We start from the raw sequence: 18553 nt of genomic DNA, 5'->3' as shown, positions 1-18553 counted from the left end.
CATTGATAAGTTCTGATTTTTTAAAGTGGAGTAACATGAAATAAAGAGCCGATCCAGCTTGAAAAGCCCATCGCTAAAATTCCCCACAAGGTAATGCGTAGACTCCCTTTAAGCTTGGAAGTACCTGCGAAATGACTTGATAGCGCTCCTAAAAAAGCTAATGAAATAATGCCAAATATTAAGACTGTTTTTTCGATCCATATCTCTGGACTGAGTAAAATAGCCAGCATAGGAAACAATGCCCCAAATGAAAATGAGCCAGCTGAAGCTAATGCGGCTTGAATAGGATTTGCTGCGGTATTTTCATGAATACCTATTTCATCACGCGCGTGAGCCCCTAATGCATCATGATTTGTAAGTTCAGTAGCAACTTGTAGCGCTAAATCAGGTGCTAAGCCTCTGGATATATAAATTTGAGTGAGTTCGTCCAGTTCACGCTGCGGATGCTTTTTAAGTTCTTGTTCTTCAAATTTTAAGTCGGCTTTTTCAATATCTTCTTGTGATTTTACTGAAATATATTCTCCTGCAGCCATAGAGGTTGCACCGGAAATTAAACCAGCAATACATGCAATAAGAAGTGTATGAGCAGAAGCCCCACTTGCAGCCATTCCCATAATTAGACTAGTAACAGAAATAATTCCATCATTTGCCCCTAAAACGGCCGCCCTTAACCACCCTGAGCGGTGAATAAAATGATGTTCTGGATGTTGAGAAAAGGACATGTTTTCTCCTATTTGTAGTTATAAATTTTTATCTTATCCTATAAGATTATTTACAATAATACGATTAAAAAATGTGTCATTATAGGAAAAACAAACAGATAAGAACTTTTTAAAACATCATATTAAAGGAGATAAAATGAACAATTTAAAGAACTCATCTACTTATATAAACAGTGTCATTTATGGGTTTAATTATAATACTTATTGATTAAATTTTAATTTGATTGCTACGCAAGCATTCTATCTACTTTACTTTAGAGGTCCCAATGAATAGCAAAACAATAAAATCTATAACCCGTTCCTTTATCGTTATTGGTTCGATCTGTCCAGCTTTATGCCTCTTAAGTATTGAGACTAGTTTTGCGCAAGAGATTGTTAATCAAGAATATAAACCAGGTAATCCAATTTATGATAAATGGGATCAATTTTATAAAATTGAAAAGACTCAACCTGAAAATGCCGAGAAGTTATTATTAGAACTTGGAGAGATGACACCACAAGATATTAAAGTATGGAAAAGCTTAACTTATTTACAAATTCGACTAGGGAAACAAGATGCAGCTTTGCAAAGTCTGAGAAAAGCAGAGGCCTTAGACCCAGCAGATGATAATTTAAAACTCCAAGAAGCCTACTTATTGAATTCTCAAAAAAATAATAAAGAAGCTTTGGTAGTTTTTAAGGAGCTTACGCAATCTAAAGATGCTGATATTGCGACTAAAGCGACACAGGCTGTAAAAAATCTGAGTGGAGGAGAGGTCAAAACTTATTTCCGTGATGTGTATTTTGCACCTTCATATGAATCACGTTACGACGATGTAATTTTCCCACTTAAAGCTCGCTATGGTAAGAATCTCGATAATGGTCGAGCGCAAGTGTATGGCTTTTTAAATCTAAACCGCGATACTCAATCTCAAGGTGGTGTACGACCTGAAATTATTGATGAGAATGCGGTAACTCTAGGTGTAGGCGCTAATTATCAACCTTGGACTTCTATACCTGTACGCATGTATTTAGAAGTAGGTGGTAGCTATGATCTGATCGATCGAAATAGAGATAAATTTCGTGAAAGTGTTGTGGGTGGGGTAGCAGGTTATCAAGAGTGGTACTCTCAAAATAGTTGTAATCAGTCACTTTGTTTTAATGAGTACTTCACTGATTTATATGGCAACGCAGCAACTTATTCTAGAGAAGATTATAACGTTATTGGTGATTTACGCTTACGAACGGGTTTGAATGTCTATAAAGGTGAGAATGGCACTGTACAGGCTTATATGAAATTGCATGGCTTAGCTGACAGCAAAGATGAGTATTACAATAATTTATTTGAATATGGCCCAGGTATTTCATGGCAGCCTTTTAATTATCAACCAATAAAACTACGTGTTGAACGTCTATATGGCAATTACTTTAAAGATGTGCCAGTAAATACGAAAGATCATTACAACAATACTCGAGTAGAGCTCGTTTTTTATAAGGATTTCTAAAGTGAATAAAATTTTTATATCTATTGTATTTGGAACCCGTCCTGAATTAATCAAACTTGCCCCTGTTATTTTATTGGCAAAACAAGACCCTCGCTTTCAAGTTGAAGTGATTTTTACTGGACAGCATGACGAACTAGTAAGAGATGCGATAGATTTCTTTGGGGTTGAAATTGACCACCGTCTTAAAATTATGAATGCTGGACAAAGTTTAAATCAGTTATTAATTCATGGTTTGAGTCAAATCGAGAATGTGTACACTGATGGACAAAAAAGAGATGCAATTGTCATTCAGGGGGATACAACAACTGTTTTAGCAGCTGGCTTAGTCGCGTTTTCAATGAAAGTTCCTGTTGCGCATGTTGAAGCTGGTTTACGATCTTATGATTTAGATCATCCTTTTCCAGAGGAAGGAAATCGCCAGTTAGTTTCACGTATTACCAAATGGCATTTTGCTCCGACTGAACAATCAAAAAGAAATTTACTCAATGAACAAATTCCGCCAGAGCTCATTACAGTTACAGGCAATACAGTTGTTGACGCTGTGTATTTAGGGCGTAAATTAATTGCTGAAAAATCTGATTTGAAGAACCAGCTTGAACCTTATGGAATTCAATTAAAGCAAGATGACAAAGTATTACTCATTACTGCCCATCGTCGTGAAAACTTTGGCGGTGGAATTCAAAATATTTGCAACGCGGTTGAGTACTTAGCCCAAGCACATCCTGATTTACATTTCATTTGGCCTGTACATTTAAACCCAGCCGTCCATGACGTAGTCCATGATAAGTTTAAAGACCATTCTCAAATCCATCTTGTTAAACCATTAGACTACCCAAGTCTATTGGCAGTCATAGACCGATCTACTTTTATTTTGACGGATTCAGGAGGCTTACAAGAAGAAAGTCCATCATTTAATAAGCCAGTTTTAATCTTGCGAGACACTACCGAGCGACCAGAAGTTGTTGAGGTGGGAGCAGGTGTTTTGGTGGGTACAAATCAACAAAAAATTATTGAAGAAGCTGAAAAGTTACTCACCGACCAACAGCATTATGAAAAAATGGCGCATGTGGAAAACCCATTTGGCGATGGGCAAGCTGCTCAACGTATTCTCAATCAAATTGCTAAATCTTATGAATCGGCATAATTATGATTTAAGGATCTCGTCTCATTTATGGTTTTATTCGCATGACCATAAGTGAGGCGGTACCATAAGCTCACAATATTAACGCACCAGCGGCTCATGTAATGAGGACCATCAAAAATATAAACAGTTTTACCTTCATATGCTTTTAGCTGAGAAATAATTTCCCAAGGGTATGCGGCTCTAAATTGCCCATTCTTTTTCACTCTAAAAGCTTCTAATACTATAATTACTTTGTCTTTTCCAAGTTTATGTTCAAGCTGATCTAAAATATGTTTGGCCTGTTTAGGTGATCGAATCCCTACGCCAACGCCATCTTGGAAAAAAACTCCAGTATGGTCCGGTAGCCAGCTTTTAACCCACAAATCATAATTTTCAGGTTCACTTTCGCCACTATAAATACTTACCCAAACTGGTGAGGGGAGCTTTGACAATACATGGCCTAAAGCACTGACTCGTAGCCAAGTTGGATCGGCTTCTACCGGAAAGTAATAGCCTTTAAATGCCGTTTTTTGCTCTTTTATAATTTGGGCAGATTTTTCGCCTAACTCAATGACATTTGCTCGCGCTTTAGGTTCATTATATTCGCCAGCTAACCCTAATATAAGATTTTTAGCCCATGGCTCTTGTTTAATTTTTTCTAAATTAATTGCTTTTTCCCACTGTGGAAAATTGGATTCTTTCCACCATGATTTAGATTCAACCACAGACCATTGGGGAACAAAGGTATCGACACCTAAGTAGTGCCAATTTCCTTCTGGAGGAGTCGTTTTATTATCAGGCTGCCAGAAAATACCTTCAATATGAGGGGCTTGACCTTGATGTTTGAAAAGCCCCGCATATACGATGACACTACATATAATTAAAATAATAAAAGCAGCTATTTTAATTGGTATCTGTTTTCTCATTATTTCGTCTTAACCAGTACCACAAGAAGATAATTATTATCATAATTGCAGAGATAATCACAACTAATAAGAAGAAAGAAGACTGTTGGACTAGAGGCGCCTTTTGATTTCCGACAATGAGTTTTTGTAAAACATAGATATTTCCATTTTCTGAAACCAGCATTTTCGTCACGTTGTTTGGAATTTTATGTTGTATTTTTTCCCAAAGGTGCATAAACGTTTGTGCGCCACCTTGTGAGTCGGTAATCACATCAAAGCGGTTATTGTTATAACTGACAATAAAACCATTTTGGGCAGCAGGTGCATAAATAATATCCTGATGCATTAGTACTTGTTGTTGATAAATATCTTTGTTAACGCGGACATTTACAGATTGTGGCGCGCTCGGTGAATAACGGACTAGGTTGAGAGGCATTGGTGCTTGGGTTAAAAGCATTTTTTTCGCAGTTTGACCTAACACAATCGCGATATTTAATGCACCAGATTGACCATCAACCGCAATTGTGGGGGTTGTTGCTAAAGTCATTGAAATTGCGGCTACACCATTTTTAAGTTTATGAGGTAGCTTTACAGTAGATTTGGCTGTATCAATCCAAAGTGAACCATGTGCGTTAGGTAAACATTGGGAATTGGCTATCACTGAATTTTCCAGCTTTAGACTAAAATTTGTCGTATTAGAAATAGCTTTTGCAAAAATATTGAACTGACGGTTTACTGGGTCTGAAGCAAGGTCGGCTGTTTTCATGCTTCCAGCAAGTCCTCCATCAATCCAAGCTGTAATATTGGAACCTTGTAATAAACCACTTTGAATACGAAGTGCGATTTGTCCTTGCAAGATATCGGTTGGTTGCCATACCGCAGGGAAATCAAGAAATAAGTTTTTTTCAGCGTGATTTAATCTGAAATCTTGAATACCTAAATCGGCGAGTGTATCGATTTTTTTAAATTGAGCCCATGTTGGATTAGATATTGTATTTGGAAAAACTGCGTTTCCTGTACTCAATTGTTGTACATAAGAAGAATTAATTAGTCCATTTACTGCGCTCGTTAAATCTTGTTGAGTATGATAAGTAATTGATAAGGTAGGCACACCTTCTACAGGTTTTGCAATTTGTACTAGTGCTCCGCCTTTTAGTGGTGCTGCTGAGCGAATAACTTCAATAATAAAGTTTGTTTCAGGATTTAAATTGGTTTGTCCTGAATCAACCCATTCAACAGGTGTTATGGAGGTCCATGAACTTGCTAATCTGGCGAGCATGGAGGCTTCTATAATCTCTTTACGGTTGTATTTTAAAATACCAACAAATGGAGTAGGCCGTCTCGCTTGTGGGTTATATAAAGCATCTGGCAAATCTTTTAAGCGATATTCATTACGAATAGGTGTAAAGTCGAGCTGGGAATTACTTAAATAAGTTAGGTGATCAATATCTTCTGTACAGAATGTTTCTTTGGTTTGATTCAGCGTAGTCGGTTTCGCATATTGTTGAATAATAAAATCTAAACGGTGAAAACCACTCTGACTTGCTGGAATATCAAATTTGACTTGACCATCCCCACTTAGGGTAGTGTTATAAATGAGTTTATCATCATATTTTACAAGTAAAGTTGTATCGCTTTCAGTGGAATAATCACTTGAAAATTGAATGTTTTGCCACTGGGCACCTTTGCCAATATAGAAAAAATGAGGCTCGACTGTGTATTTAGTAGAAGTACTAATATCGTCCAGTTCCCATGTATACGCATGAGCAGACATGGCGAGCATAAGACTGGTGCTGGCAAGGAGCACTTGAGCTGTTTTGTAAAGATCAAAAGTCTTTTTCATTTATTTTTTCTCCTTGCTACGTTCCGTTTTGTACCAGTGAAGGGAGTTGCCCTGTATTTTATTTTTAAGCATGTCATATGCGGCTTTAAAAACAATAAATAGAAATATTTGTGAGTAACTTACGTAAGATAGAACTGAATAAAAGTAGAGTTCTGGTTTAACTTTTTCGAGTGAAAGCGTAAACCACATTTGTGCCACATATAGGCAAAATGACAGTCCCCATAGAGTTGTGAATGGGCCTGGAACTGAAATACCCGCAATATCAAGTATGCCAAGGGTTAAGGTGATATGACTCCAGAATAAAGCGGGTACAAAAAGTATGTAGCACATAATGTTGTTAAGAATTTCAATTCCGATAGGAAAAGGCGTTCTTAATGCGACGGGTAAATATTTACGAGTCACATAAAAATTACCTTGGGTCCAACGTGAACGCTGTTTAACAAACACACTCAGAGATGGAGGATCTTGCTGCCAACCAATTGCATAGGGCACCCATTTAATCCGTTTTTGACCAATGAAAATCCTAAAACTCATTTCTGTATCATCGACCAATGACTTTTCATCAAAACCGCCTAAGGTTTCTAAAGCATCACGCCAAATCACATAGTTAGTACCCATTAATGTCGATAGCTCAAAACGTTGCCAACGACCGCCTTGGAAAATCCATTGGAAAAAGATGAACTCAATGGCAATAAATCGGGTCAAAATACTATCTTGCCAATTACGTGTTCTTACTTTTCCATTAACGGCTACTAATTTTTTATCGGCAAGTAGGGTTTGAGCTAGCAAGCGAACACAATCGGGTTCTGGTGTACTGTCCGCATCATAGACAACAATCAATTCGCCTCTAGCATGGGGGAGGCCATTATTAAGCGTTCTAGATTTACCTTTACCCCCCATTCCTTTAGGAACATTAACAATCTTTATGCAAGGATAAATTTTTGCCAAATTTTCGGCGATTTCTAGGGTGTTATCCTTTGACCCATCATTAATGAGTAAAACTTCATATGCTTCGGCTGGGTAATCTTGTTGAGCAATTGCATGCAAAGTATCTTCAATCACAACACCTTCATTATAGGCAGGGATCAAGACACTCAAAACGGGCCATCTCTCTGGTATTGGAAGGTTTTGTAACTCTTTTTCTGCTGTTTTTGAATATTTCCAAGCTTGATAACTTAACCACGCCCAAAATGCTTGTGGAATCCAAATCCCTAAAAATCCAAATAAGAAGAGAATATCAATGGGAGCCATTTGATTTAACCCTCCTGATAATAGACGAGATGAGCAAGACTAATAAAATCAACCCGATTACAAGAGAGAACCATGAAATATAGCTACCAAACGTACCAAGGAGGTCAGGGTAGGTACTCGTCAGAATTAGATCGAGTGGAACTACAACAGTACTTAAACCGATAAAAATGTATCCAAGGAAATTAGTTTTTACATGCTCTGGCGTACTTATGTAATTAATCTTATTAAATTTCCAAGATATTCCGAGTTGAGGATATCGAATATTTGTTGTGGGTAGATCAGCAGGAGGATTAATAATAATTTCATACCCAGAAATATGACCGTTAAAACGTTTAGCCGAATAAAATAAATGCTGTTTTTGCTTAATTTCTCTAGAGGGTAACGGGAGCTGCGAAGGGTTAAATTGAATAATATAACTACCAGCGGTCTGTGAAATTAAATTTTCATCCCATCCCGTTGAGACAAAAGCAGCCATTGGGCGCAACCCAATTGCAGTCGAAAATGTGGCTTTAGCCGCAAAATATTGAGGTTGCTCTGATTTATAAAGTGCAATCGGAATCGCACCTTGGCTGACTGCTTCTTTGAGCAAGAAATAATGAGAAAAGCTAAAAACTTCATCCGGCAATATAATGCCAGGCTTGAACCCTTTATGAATAAGTCGTTGAAAGCTATCCGAGCTGATCTGGTCAATTGTAAAGATAGGCCACCATGTATCCTGATATGGAAAAAACATTGAAAGATCATCGGTACTCTGAACTTCTGTTTTTGTTTGTTCCGTTTTAATCTCACAATGATAATATTGCCGATAGAACTGCTGTAAAGTGGCATCAGGATACTGACTAGATGCAATAATAATTCCACAAATATTAAGAAGATTAGACATTAAGTAATCTCCTCTTCAGGTGGAATCTGAATAACTTTATATTCGACTTCAAGCCGCAAAGTCATAATTTCTCTAAGCTTTTTAATAAATTCAGGCTCTTCATCCGTTTTTTGTTTGCGAATTACAATGCTGTATATAGTTTCAAGATCATCATCAGCAAACTGGAAAACGATTTCTTGTGGATGATGTTGGCTCAAAATCTTAATCATTTCATTTTGAGTGGTTTTCCATACATCATCGCCTAACATTTCTTTAATTAAGCTTCGGTTGAGAATTCTAATTTCAAAGACTTCATAGTCTTGAATGTGATGATGATCAAGAAGCTTAAAGAAACTGCGTTGAAAATACTTGAGTGCGCTAAGCGGGAAAATATCACGGCGATAATTACGGTCATAACTTTGAATATCGCGGTATTTTTGAACGTTAATTTCAATATTATGGCGAACAGCACTCAGAAAAAGAGGAATGAGAGGAATAATAAAAAGTAAAAGAAGCTGACGTTCAATATGCGTCTGAGCCCCTAAGTCGAGTAGAAAATATACTGCAACACCGATAAAAGCGAGTAAGCCCACAATTAAGGATGCACCAACTTGTAAAAAAGCTCCAGAAATTAAAAGAATGAGAATAAAAATCCAGCTTCCTCTAAAACTTACAGGCAACCACTCATACGCCACCATGCCCATAAATAGATGAGCTGCGATAATCCATAAGACGAGTGTTCTTCCAGGGTTCTTTTGTTGCATGTGAGCTATAGCTACCTTATTGTAATGTTAATTTTTTTATACTTTTATTACTAAATGTGAGACATTGCGAAGTTGTTGTTGTTTATGGCCTTTTTTAAGTATCTATTATGTTTATTTGTAGAACAAAGTCTCACTATAGTCAAATACTGTTATTATTTTTTAATTAAAAATAAACACTTAAGACGTAATTCTTATTTAAATACTCTTGAAAGTTTCAATTGCTTTAAGACGAGTTTCCTTTAAATCTACAATTGGTTTTGGATAATTTAACTGAATATTCGTTTTAGTCGAGTAGGGCTCATGAATGGCTTTATTGTCTAGATGAGCTAATTCTTCAACCCATTGACGAATATAATCTCCATTTGGATCAAATTTCTTTGATTGAGCAATAGGGTTAAAAATTCTAAAGTAAGGTACGGCATCAGTTCCGGTAGAAGCACCCCATTGCCAGCCACCATTATTTGCTGCTAAATCCCCATCGATTAAATGCTCCATAAACCATTGTTCACCTACTCGCCAATCGATGAGTAAGTTTTTACATAAAAACATAGCGGTAATCATGCGAACACGATTATGCATCCATCCCGTTTTTAAAAGTTGACGCATTCCAGCATCAATAATCGGTATACCTGTCTGGCCCGTTTGCCATGCAATTAGGTGCTCTGGGTTGTGATTCCACTTAATTTTCTGAGTGTCTTTTTTAAACGGAATATGTTTAGAAACATGGGGGAAATCAAATAAAATATGTTGATAAAATTCTCGCCAAATGAGTTCATCTAACCAAGTCTGCTGGCCTTCATTTGTCAAATGAAAGTTGCCATGTTCAGCCCTAAAAAGAGCTTGCAGGCACTGGCGGATAGACAAAATCCCAATGTTTAAGTAGGGAGAAAGTTGGCTAGTTCCTTTTATATTTGGAAAGTCACGTTCTAATTTATAACCAGATAAATGATCTTTAATAAATATGTCGAGCTGCTCTAGAGCAAAATTTTCTCCAGCTGGCCATAAGTCTTGTTGCTCTTTAGAAACAGAAGGATCAAAAAAAGCTTCAATATCTTCTAGAGTTAAGCTGTTTATTTTTGAAAAAGACGCTGGATAGCTACTTTGCTTTTCAGGAATTGGATAGCATTGAGGTAAACCACTGATATCCAATTTTGAATAACATGCTTTTTTGAATGCACCGAAAACCTGATAGGGCTGCTGTGACTGATTGCGAATAGAGCATAAAGGAAAAATCGTACGGTCATGGAATAAAAAGAGCTCTTTACCTTGTTGATTTAAAAAATCTTGTACAGTTTTATCTCTTTTTAATTCATTAACGCCGAACTCTATATTTGAATAGACATTTTCAATATTAAGTTGAGTGCTAAGTTCACCCATATAATCAGCGATATCTTTCCAGTAAGGAATGACTTGCATAATAAGGGGAATATTAAGTTGTTCTAGTTCTTTTTTGAGTTGTTGAAGTTGACGTAAATAGAAATTAATTTTTATAGGCGCATCGTGATGCATTTTCCATTGTTCAGGCGATAAAATAATTAACCCAATACAAGGCCCTTGTTGAGAGGCATGCCATAAAGCAGCATGGTCTCGAACTCTCAAATCTTGACGAAACCAAATTAGCTGATTTACGTTTGACATGAAAATTGGCCCTTATAGAGTGAGGTGAGTTAAAGAATTATTATCAAAATATTATATAAAAATAAATACATAAAAAAAGCAAAGCCGAAGCTTTGCCCTTATCATCTTTAAAGATGAATTAGTGGTGATGACCACCAGCACCGTGTACGTGACCGTGATCTAATTCTTCTTGAGAAGCATCACGGATTTCTACGATTTCAACTTCAAAAGTTAAATCTTGACCAGCAAGTGGGAAGTTAGCATCAACAACAACGTTGTCGCCTTCAACCGCTTTAACAGTAACGATCTGTACGCCGTCATCTGTTTGAGCTTGGAATTGCATACCAGGTTGAATGTTCTCAACACCTTGGAACATTTGAGCTGGAACTTCTTGTACTAGGTCTGGGTTGTATTCGCCATAACCTTCAGCAGCTGGAACGTTAACAGTGAATTTTTCACCAACAGTTTTACCTGTTAATGCATTTTCTAAACCAGGAATGATATTGCCTGCACCGTGCAAATAGGCAAGTGGTTCACCTTGAGATTGATCAAGTGTTTCACCCTCAGCGTTTGTTAATTTGTAGTGGAATGAAACCACGTGGTTATTTGCAATAGCAGTCATGTTTTTGATCCATTCAATCAATTGAAGCGTACATCATAAAGTGAAAAATAAATTTTGTAGACTACAAAATCTTAATCTTTGGCACTTTTTCTGATGCGTTTTTATATAAATAGGGACGAACTTAAAAAATTCAACTTAATACAGCTTAATTTTTGGACGTACACGTCTTGTAAGTAAATCTTTCATTGTGAGTAGTCCAGCCTGAGTATATCCGTGAATCGTTGCTTGATGTAAACGATATAAAGAGACATACATTGTTTTCGCAATATAGCCTTGCACGCTTACATCTCCAAGTAATTCTCCAACGGCTTTATGACGACTTAAAGACACGAGAGAACCTTTGTCGTTAAATGTAAACATCGGCTGTGATCGGCCATTTAGTCGAGCAGCCATAGCATCGACTAAAAAGCTGGCCTGTTGGCTTGCAACTTGAGCACGGGGGCCAAGTGGAGGATGTCTTGCATCAAGTTGGCAATGAGCACAGTCACCAAACGCAAATACATTTGGATCAGAATAGGTTTGCAAGGTCGCATAGACCATCAGACGGTTAATGTTATCGCGTTTAAAGTCAGTAAAACTTTCTAATACCTTTGGTGCTTTTACGCCTGCAGCCCAAACGGTAATATCACTTTTGAGTTGGTTGCCATTGCTAAAGTAGATGCAATGCTCATCAATTTTTTCAACGCGGTGTTGAGTTAAAATTTCAACACCCATTTTTTTGAGTGGCCCAGCACTGTGTTCAGCAGTTTTATCGCTTAGAGCGGGTAAAATACGTTCAGAAGCTTCAATCAATGTGATTTTGACTTGGTTTGGATGAATCTTCTTTAAACCATATCGATAAAAGTTTTTAGTTGTTTCAATTAACTCAGCTGCCAGCTCCACACCCGTTGCTCCCGCACCAACAATTCCAATATTTAAAGTTCGCTGATTGGGTTGATTCTGAGCTTCAATATAAAGATGTAATAAATCTTGCTGGAAAATATCGGCTTGCTTTCTGCTATCAAGGAAATGGCAGTTTTCACGCACTCCAGTGGTATTAAAGTCATTTGATACTGAACCAAGCGCTAAAATAAGTGTGTCATAACTTAGCTCTTGCGAATGATTCTGTTGATCCTTAGACACTTGAGGGGGCATTAGTTCAATTAATTTTTTATCTTTATTAACCCCAACTAATGTTCCGAGCACAAATTCGTAATGATGTTTTTCTGAGTGCGCAAAATAGTTAGTTTGTTCTTCGTGGGGATTTAAAGAACCAGCAGCAATTTCGTGAAGCAATGGTTTCCAAATATGGGTAAGGTTTTGGTCAACCAATGTAATCTTTGCTTTACGATTTTTCCCAAAAGTTTCACCGAGTTGTGTCGCCAGTTCTAAGCCGCCAGCACCACCACCAACAATTACAATATGATGTAAATTTTGGGTCATTTTTTCACCTAATTATTTTTCTATAAAAAAAGATGGCTAAATTATGCCATCTTTTATTTATAAAATTTATTGTGCGTCTGTGCACAATTTGATGTTTTTAGTGCGAATCTACAGGGTAGAGTTTTGCAGCACTATGTTCACTTGATGAAAAAATAGAGAAGAGGCTAGAAAACCACATTGCGATTTTTTGGAAAATATTGGCTTCTTCAATATGTACGTTATCTTCGATTTGAAGACTACGGATCAGTTGATTATTTTGATAAATCGATACTGTTGCCAAACTTACGACTTTCATTAATGGCGCAGTTAATTGTTTTTCATTGAGCTCAATGTTTACATGTGTTTGAGTCGTTTCAAGTGGAGCAATCACCTTGAGCTGTTGGTTACTATCGAGTACTTGAACGCGTTGGGTTGCATTATCAAAAGTATTTAGGTCAATTGGTGCTGGGTCTGCATATAAAGATGTCGTTACAATTGTTGGTTGCTTTGTTTCAACCTTAAACATTTTTAAAGTCGACTTTACAACAGGTAGTTCAGCAATTAATTTCTGCTCAGGAATAATCACTTCATCACGTGTATAGGCGTAAGCAAGATTCATTAATTTATCTGCAATCTCAGCGCGTTTTACAGCACTCGGTGTACCTAAAACAATGACTAATAAACGTCTTTGAGTTAAGTCAGATGAGAATGAAGGACGTGAAGCTGTGAGTGCCAAGTTATAACCTGCTGCTTTGGTATATCCCGTTTTAAGGCCATCTACATATGGATCATATTTGAGCGCAAGGTTTGTCGCATGATGGAAGCGTTGGTTATAGCTAAAGCTTGGCATTTTTGAATAATGCAAATATTCAGGGGTTTGTTTAATTAACGCCTGACTTAATAAGCTAAGGTCGTGTGCTGTAGTGAAATGGTCAGGCATCGTAATTCCGGCAGGATTACTAAAATGAGTATCTTTCATACCCAAAGCTTGAGCTTCCTGATTCATACGTTGCACGAAGCGCGGAACATCACCAGAGATTTTTTCAGCTAAAGTCACGGCTGCATCATTAGCAGACATTACGATTAAACCTGCCAATAACTGATCAACTGAAATTTGTTCGCCAGCTTTAAGATACATTTGAGATTCATCCCACTGCACAACACTAACCACTGGAGTTGCAGTAATGATTTCTTCTTTTTTCAGCTTTCCAGCTTTAATCTCTTTTAGGGCAATGTAGGCAACCATCATTTTTGTTAAAGATGCTGGTGCGCGTTGAACATGGCTATTATGCTCAGCAATGATTTGACCCGATTGAGTATCTACAATAGTCCATGCAGCAGCTTCAACACTTTCAGGTGCAATATTGAGTAATGCAGCATTGGTTAGAGTAGTACAAAAAATACTAAAGAGGGTAAAAAGAGATAGAAAAAATTTCACGGATGACCTTAACTTCACTGGCAAATACGGGACACAGATGCACAGCATGCTATGCCTTTTTTTCGTGGAAGGCTAGTGGGAATTGTTGCCAAAAAATACATCTACGCAAGACGATACAAAAAAGTGATAATCTAATGTGAAGCCGTTCTTATTTTAAATTGAAGAATTTATGTTGCATTATCAAATTGAGTTCGATGATTACAAACAGCACCTTGTTCACGTGACAATTCGTTTTTTAGCCAACCCGAATCAGGAACTTTGGCTACCAACGTGGATTCCGGGTAGTTATCTAATTCGAGAGTTCTCAAAACATATTGAATCCGTTAAAGCTTATGATGAAGCTGGACGTCTGCTGGACATTAAAAAAACGAGCAAGAATCGCTGGCGTTTATTTAATACAGATCACGAATTAATGACGATTGAATATGATGTATATGCATATGATTTGTCTGTCCGTGGTGCTTATGTAGATCAGACTCGTCTATATATTAATCCAGCATGTATATGTTTGGCTTTAGAGGGGCAGGAGCAGTCCGCTTGTGAAGTCGAAGTTTTCTTGCCGGATGAATTAAAGCATTTTCAGTTAGCAACAGGCTTAGCTTCAAAAAGCTTAGTTAAAGGTCGATTTACTTTAAAAGCAGATCACTACGATCAACTCATTGATAGTCCATTTGAATTGGCTGATCAAACACGCTTTAGTTTTGAGACGAACGGTATTGAACATGAGTTCGTAATTTCTGGCTCGCACAATACCAATATTGATCGCCTAAAAGCCGATATTGAAAAGATTTGTGCAGCTGAAATAAATATGTTCGGTTCGGCACCATTTAAAAACTATACCTTTATGACCATGGCAACAGGTAATAGTTATGGCGGATTAGAGCATTGCAATAGCACAAGCTTGATTACACCGCGTGATGATTTGCCAAAGTCGAATGAACCAACTGAACCTTCTAAAGATTATCAACGCTTTTTAGGCTTATGTAGTCATGAATATTTTCATTCATGGTTAGTCAAGTTTATCCGCCCAGAAAACTTTGCAAACTATAATTTGCATCAAGAAGGCTATACTTCTTTACTTTGGATATTTGAAGGCTTTACTTCATATTACGATGACCTGATTTTATTACGTAGTGGCGTAATTTCTCAGAAGTCTTATCTTGATTTACTCAAAGCACAAATTGACCGTTATTTGCAAAACCCGGGCCGTTTTGTTCAAACAGTTGCTGAATCAAGTTTTGACGCATGGATTAAATTTTATCGTCAAGATGAGAACTCGAATAATGCGGGCACCAGTTACTACAATAAAGGTTCGTTAGTTGCGTTATGTCTAGATTTAGGTTTACGCCTGCGTGGTTCTAGTCTTGATGCTTTAATGCGTCGGTTATATGAAAACACTCAAAATGGTCTTCAAGTAAATGAAAGAACCATTTTTGATTTATGTAAAGAACTGACGGGTGATAGCTGGATTGAACAAATTAATCATTTAATTAATACCACTGATGAATTGCCACTTGATCAACTGTTCCCTGAGTTTGGCTTAAGTTATAGAGTTAAAATTGACAAATCTTTGCCACTTGGTTTGAAACTTGTTGATAAGCCAGAAGGCGTACTCGTGCAAAGTGCTCGCCGTGATAGCGCAGCAGCTAAAGCAGGTATTTCTGCCAATGATGTAATTATTGCAATTGATGGTTTAAAAGCGACCACTAAGCTTGTCGAGAAGTATGCAAAGCAGGGCGGTACTTATACTGTGTATGCTTTCCGTCGCGATGAGTTACTATCTTTTGAAGTTGAGTGTGCTACATCTGATTTAACTGAAGTTGAACTTATTATTGAAGATCAAGCTAAAATTGAAAAATGGTTAAAAGCTTAAATAACAGATAAATAGTTTATAAAAAACCGATGTTTTGTACATCGGTTTTTTATTTTTAAGTGCTACTAAACGATGAGATTAGTTTTATCTTTGAGTTTGTTTTGAATGAAAAGTATAATAATTGTCAGAACTCTGAAAGATATCTCATGTAATTTAATCGTATTCAGTCCCTAAAAAAGTAATGATGAATTATGTATTACTTAAAGTTGGGTATAGGAATATTATCAATAGATTTAAATTATGTATTATTTCGCTGCGAAATGTCGTTATCACTGGATATTTCGTTGACTGGAAGACAATGAGAGCCGATACTCTCAGGGTTTTATTTAAGCATATCGGTTCGTAGGCACTGGGTCACAAGCTCGGTCCTCAACACTCAATCAAACGGAAGGGGCTATATATGGCTGGTGAAAAGTCAACTATTATTTACACACTGACTGATGAGGCGCCATTATTGGCGACCTATTCGCTACTGCCGATCATTGAGACCTTTACCAAGCCAGCTGGCATCGAGATTATTAAAAGTGACATCTCTGTAGCTGCACGTGTGCTCGCAGAATTCGCTGATTACCTAAGTGAAGAGCAAAAGGTATCCGACAACCTTGCAGAGCTAGGTCGTCTTACACAAGATCCAGATACAAACATTATCAAACTCCCGAACATTAGTGCGTCTGTTGCGCAATTAACTGCATGTATTAAAGAGCTTCAATCAAAAGGTTATGCAATTCCAGATTATCCGGAAAATCCAACGACTGAAGAAGAAAAATCAATCAAAGCTCGTTATGGTAAGTGCCTTGGTTCAGCAGTAAACCCTGTCCTTCGTGAAGGTAACTCTGACCGCCGTGCTCCAGCAGCAGTTAAAAACTATGCGAAAAAACACCCTCATTCAATGAGCGAGTGGAAACAGTGGTCACAAACTCACGTTTCACATATGGAAGAAGGTGACTTCTACCATGGTGAAAAATCAATGACACTTGATCGCGCACGTAATGTGAAAATGGAACTTATCACGAATAGTGGTAAGAGCATTGTTCTTAAGCCAAAAGTTGCGCTTCAAGAAGGTGAAATCATTGATTCAATGTTCATGAGCAAGAAAGCACTTTGTGATTTCTATGAAAAAGAACTTGATGATTGTAAAGAAGCGGGAATTTTATTCTCTTTACACGTAAAAGCGACAATGATGAAAGTTTCACACCCGATCGTTTTCGGTCACTGTGTGAAAATCTATTACAAAGAAGCTTTCGAAAAGCACGGTAAGTTATTTGACGAATTAGGCATTAACGTTAATAACGGTATGGCTGGGTTGTACGAGAAAATCGAAACTCTTCCAACTTCATTACGTGAAGAAATAATTGAAGACTTACATGCTTGTCAAGAACACCGTCCTGCACTTGCAATGGTTGACTCTGCAAAAGGCATCACAAACTTCCACTCTCCAAACGACATCATCGTAGATGCTTCTATGCCAGCAATGATCCGTGCTGGTGGTAAAATGTGGGGTGCTGATGGTAAGCAGTATGATGCTAAAGCTGTTATGCCAGAATCAACATTTGCCCGTATTTACCAAGAAATGATCAATTTCTGTAAGTGGCATGGTAACTTCGATCCGAAGACTATGGGTACAGTACCAAACGTTGGTTTGATGGCCCAAAAAGCTGAAGAATACGGTTCTCACGACAAGACTTTTGAGATTTCAGAAGCGGGTATTGCAAACATTACCGATCTTGACACTGGTGAAGTGTTATTGACTCAAAATGTTGAAGAAGGCGATATCTGGCGTATGTGTCAGGTTAAAGATGCTCCGATTCGTGACTGGGTTAAACTTGCAGTAACTCGTGCACGTAACTCAGGCATGCCTGCAATCTTCTGGCTTGACCCGTACCGTCCACACGAAAATGAATTGATCAAGAAAGTACAAAAGTACTTAAAAGATCATGATACGACTGGTCTTGATATCCAAATCATGTCTCAAGTACGTGCAATGCGTTACACACTTGAGCGCGTAGTACGTGGCCTAGACACGATTTCTGTGACTGGTAACATCTTACGTGACTACTTAACTGACTTGTTCCCAATTATGGAACTTGGTACTTCTGCAAAAATGTTGTCTATCGTTCCGCTTATGGCGGGCGGTGGTATGTACGAAACTGGTGCAGGTGGTTCAGCTCCTAAACACGTACAACAGCTTGTTGAAGAAAACCACTTACGTTGGGATTCACTTGGTGAGTTCCTTGCCCTTGCAGTATCTTTAGAAGAAATGGGCATTAAAGAAAATAATGCTCGTGCTAAGTTACTTGCGAAGACACTTGATGAAGCGACTGGTAAATTGCTTGACAATGACAAGTCTCCATCACGTCGTACTGGTGAAATCGATAACCGTGGCAGCCACTTCTACTTGTCACTTTACTGGGCTGAAGCACTTGCTGCTCAGAACGAAGATGCTGAGTTGAAAGCTAAATTTGCTCCTCTTGCTAAAGCTTTAGCTGAAAATGAAGAGAAGATTGTTGCTGAACTTGCTCAAGTACAAGGTAAACCAGCGGACATCGGTGGTTACTACGCAATTGACCCAACTAAAGTAAATGCTGTAATGCGTCCAAGTGCTACATTTAATGCAGCTCTTGCAACAGTTGAGGCTTAATTACTAACTC

At 37.7% G+C, this 18553-nt stretch carries 14 protein-coding genes; 4 read left to right on the top strand and 10 right to left on the bottom strand.

Features of this window, described 5'->3' with window-relative positions:
- Positions 1 to 20: 20 nt before the first annotated feature.
- Positions 21 to 722 (bottom strand): VIT1/CCC1 transporter family protein, encoded by a 702-nt coding sequence (locus J690_RS11440; RefSeq protein ID WP_005067876.1) that lies wholly within the window; start codon positions 720 to 722, stop codon positions 21 to 23.
- A 266-nt stretch (positions 723 to 988) separates the two neighbouring features.
- Between J690_RS11440 and J690_RS11435 the strand changes: the two genes are divergently transcribed.
- Together J690_RS11435 and wecB are read left to right on the top strand one after the other, a co-directional pair.
- Positions 989 to 2206, top strand: coding sequence for a tetratricopeptide repeat protein (locus J690_RS11435; protein WP_032035912.1), 1218 nt, complete (start codon positions 989 to 991; stop codon positions 2204 to 2206).
- Between the two features lies 1 nt (position 2207).
- Positions 2208 to 3350, top strand: coding sequence for a non-hydrolyzing UDP-N-acetylglucosamine 2-epimerase (gene wecB, locus J690_RS11430; RefSeq protein ID WP_032035909.1), 1143 nt, complete (start codon positions 2208 to 2210; stop codon positions 3348 to 3350).
- Here wecB and J690_RS11425 read toward each other — a convergent pair.
- From J690_RS11425 to J690_RS11385, 9 genes are all read right to left on the bottom strand, one after another.
- Positions 3335 to 4255: a hypothetical protein gene (locus J690_RS11425; RefSeq protein ID WP_032035907.1), complete on the bottom strand. Its 921-nt coding sequence runs from the start codon at positions 4253 to 4255 to the stop codon at positions 3335 to 3337. The two genes, wecB and J690_RS11425, sit on opposite strands and share 16 nt — an antisense overlap.
- A complete protein-coding gene (locus tag J690_RS11420; protein WP_002118983.1) occupies positions 4233 to 6077 on the bottom strand; it encodes a hypothetical protein in 1845 nt (614 codons plus the stop codon). The genes J690_RS11425 and J690_RS11420 overlap by 23 nt, the downstream gene beginning before the upstream one ends.
- Entirely contained in the window at positions 6078 to 7328 is a 1251-nt protein-coding gene (locus tag J690_RS11415; protein WP_032035904.1) for a glycosyltransferase family 2 protein, read from the bottom strand. It lies immediately after the preceding gene.
- Positions 7315 to 8211 (bottom strand): hypothetical protein, encoded by an 897-nt coding sequence (locus J690_RS11410; protein ID WP_002118561.1) that lies wholly within the window; start codon positions 8209 to 8211, stop codon positions 7315 to 7317. The genes J690_RS11415 and J690_RS11410 overlap by 14 nt, the downstream gene beginning before the upstream one ends.
- Complete coding sequence (locus tag J690_RS11405) at positions 8211 to 8954, bottom strand: hypothetical protein (RefSeq protein WP_032035902.1); 744 nt, start codon at positions 8952 to 8954, stop codon at positions 8211 to 8213. The genes J690_RS11410 and J690_RS11405 overlap by 1 nt, the downstream gene beginning before the upstream one ends.
- 195 nt (positions 8955 to 9149) lie before the next feature.
- Positions 9150 to 10592: a cryptochrome/photolyase family protein gene (locus tag J690_RS11400; protein WP_032035899.1), complete on the bottom strand. Its 1443-nt coding sequence runs from the start codon at positions 10590 to 10592 to the stop codon at positions 9150 to 9152.
- Positions 10593 to 10710: 118 nt separating this feature from the next.
- A complete protein-coding gene (locus J690_RS11395) occupies positions 10711 to 11193 on the bottom strand; it encodes an FKBP-type peptidyl-prolyl cis-trans isomerase (RefSeq protein WP_002118581.1) in 483 nt (160 codons plus the stop codon).
- A 135-nt stretch (positions 11194 to 11328) separates the two neighbouring features.
- Positions 11329 to 12615, bottom strand: a complete 1287-nt coding sequence (locus tag J690_RS11390) for an NAD(P)/FAD-dependent oxidoreductase (RefSeq protein ID WP_032035896.1) — start codon at positions 12613 to 12615, stop codon at positions 11329 to 11331.
- 97 nt (positions 12616 to 12712) lie between these two features.
- Entirely contained in the window at positions 12713 to 14032 is a 1320-nt protein-coding gene (locus tag J690_RS11385; protein ID WP_017399276.1) for a D-alanyl-D-alanine carboxypeptidase PBP6B, read from the bottom strand.
- A 169-nt stretch (positions 14033 to 14201) separates the two neighbouring features.
- Here J690_RS11385 and J690_RS11380 point away from each other — a divergent pair, with 169 nt between their 5' ends.
- Positions 14202 to 15905 carry a M61 family metallopeptidase gene (locus J690_RS11380; RefSeq protein ID WP_032035894.1) on the top strand — a complete coding sequence of 568 codons (1704 nt, stop codon included), beginning with the start codon at positions 14202 to 14204 and terminating at the stop codon, positions 15903 to 15905.
- Between the two features lie 400 nt (positions 15906 to 16305).
- Complete coding sequence (locus J690_RS11375; RefSeq protein ID WP_002118624.1) at positions 16306 to 18543, top strand: NADP-dependent isocitrate dehydrogenase; 2238 nt, start codon at positions 16306 to 16308, stop codon at positions 18541 to 18543.
- Positions 18544 to 18553 lie beyond the last annotated feature (10 nt).

This window comes from Acinetobacter sp. 742879, from assembly GCF_000588535.1.
Lineage (GTDB): Bacteria > Pseudomonadota > Gammaproteobacteria > Pseudomonadales > Moraxellaceae > Acinetobacter > Acinetobacter pittii.
This window is presented reverse-complemented; position numbering and strand designations above follow the sequence as displayed.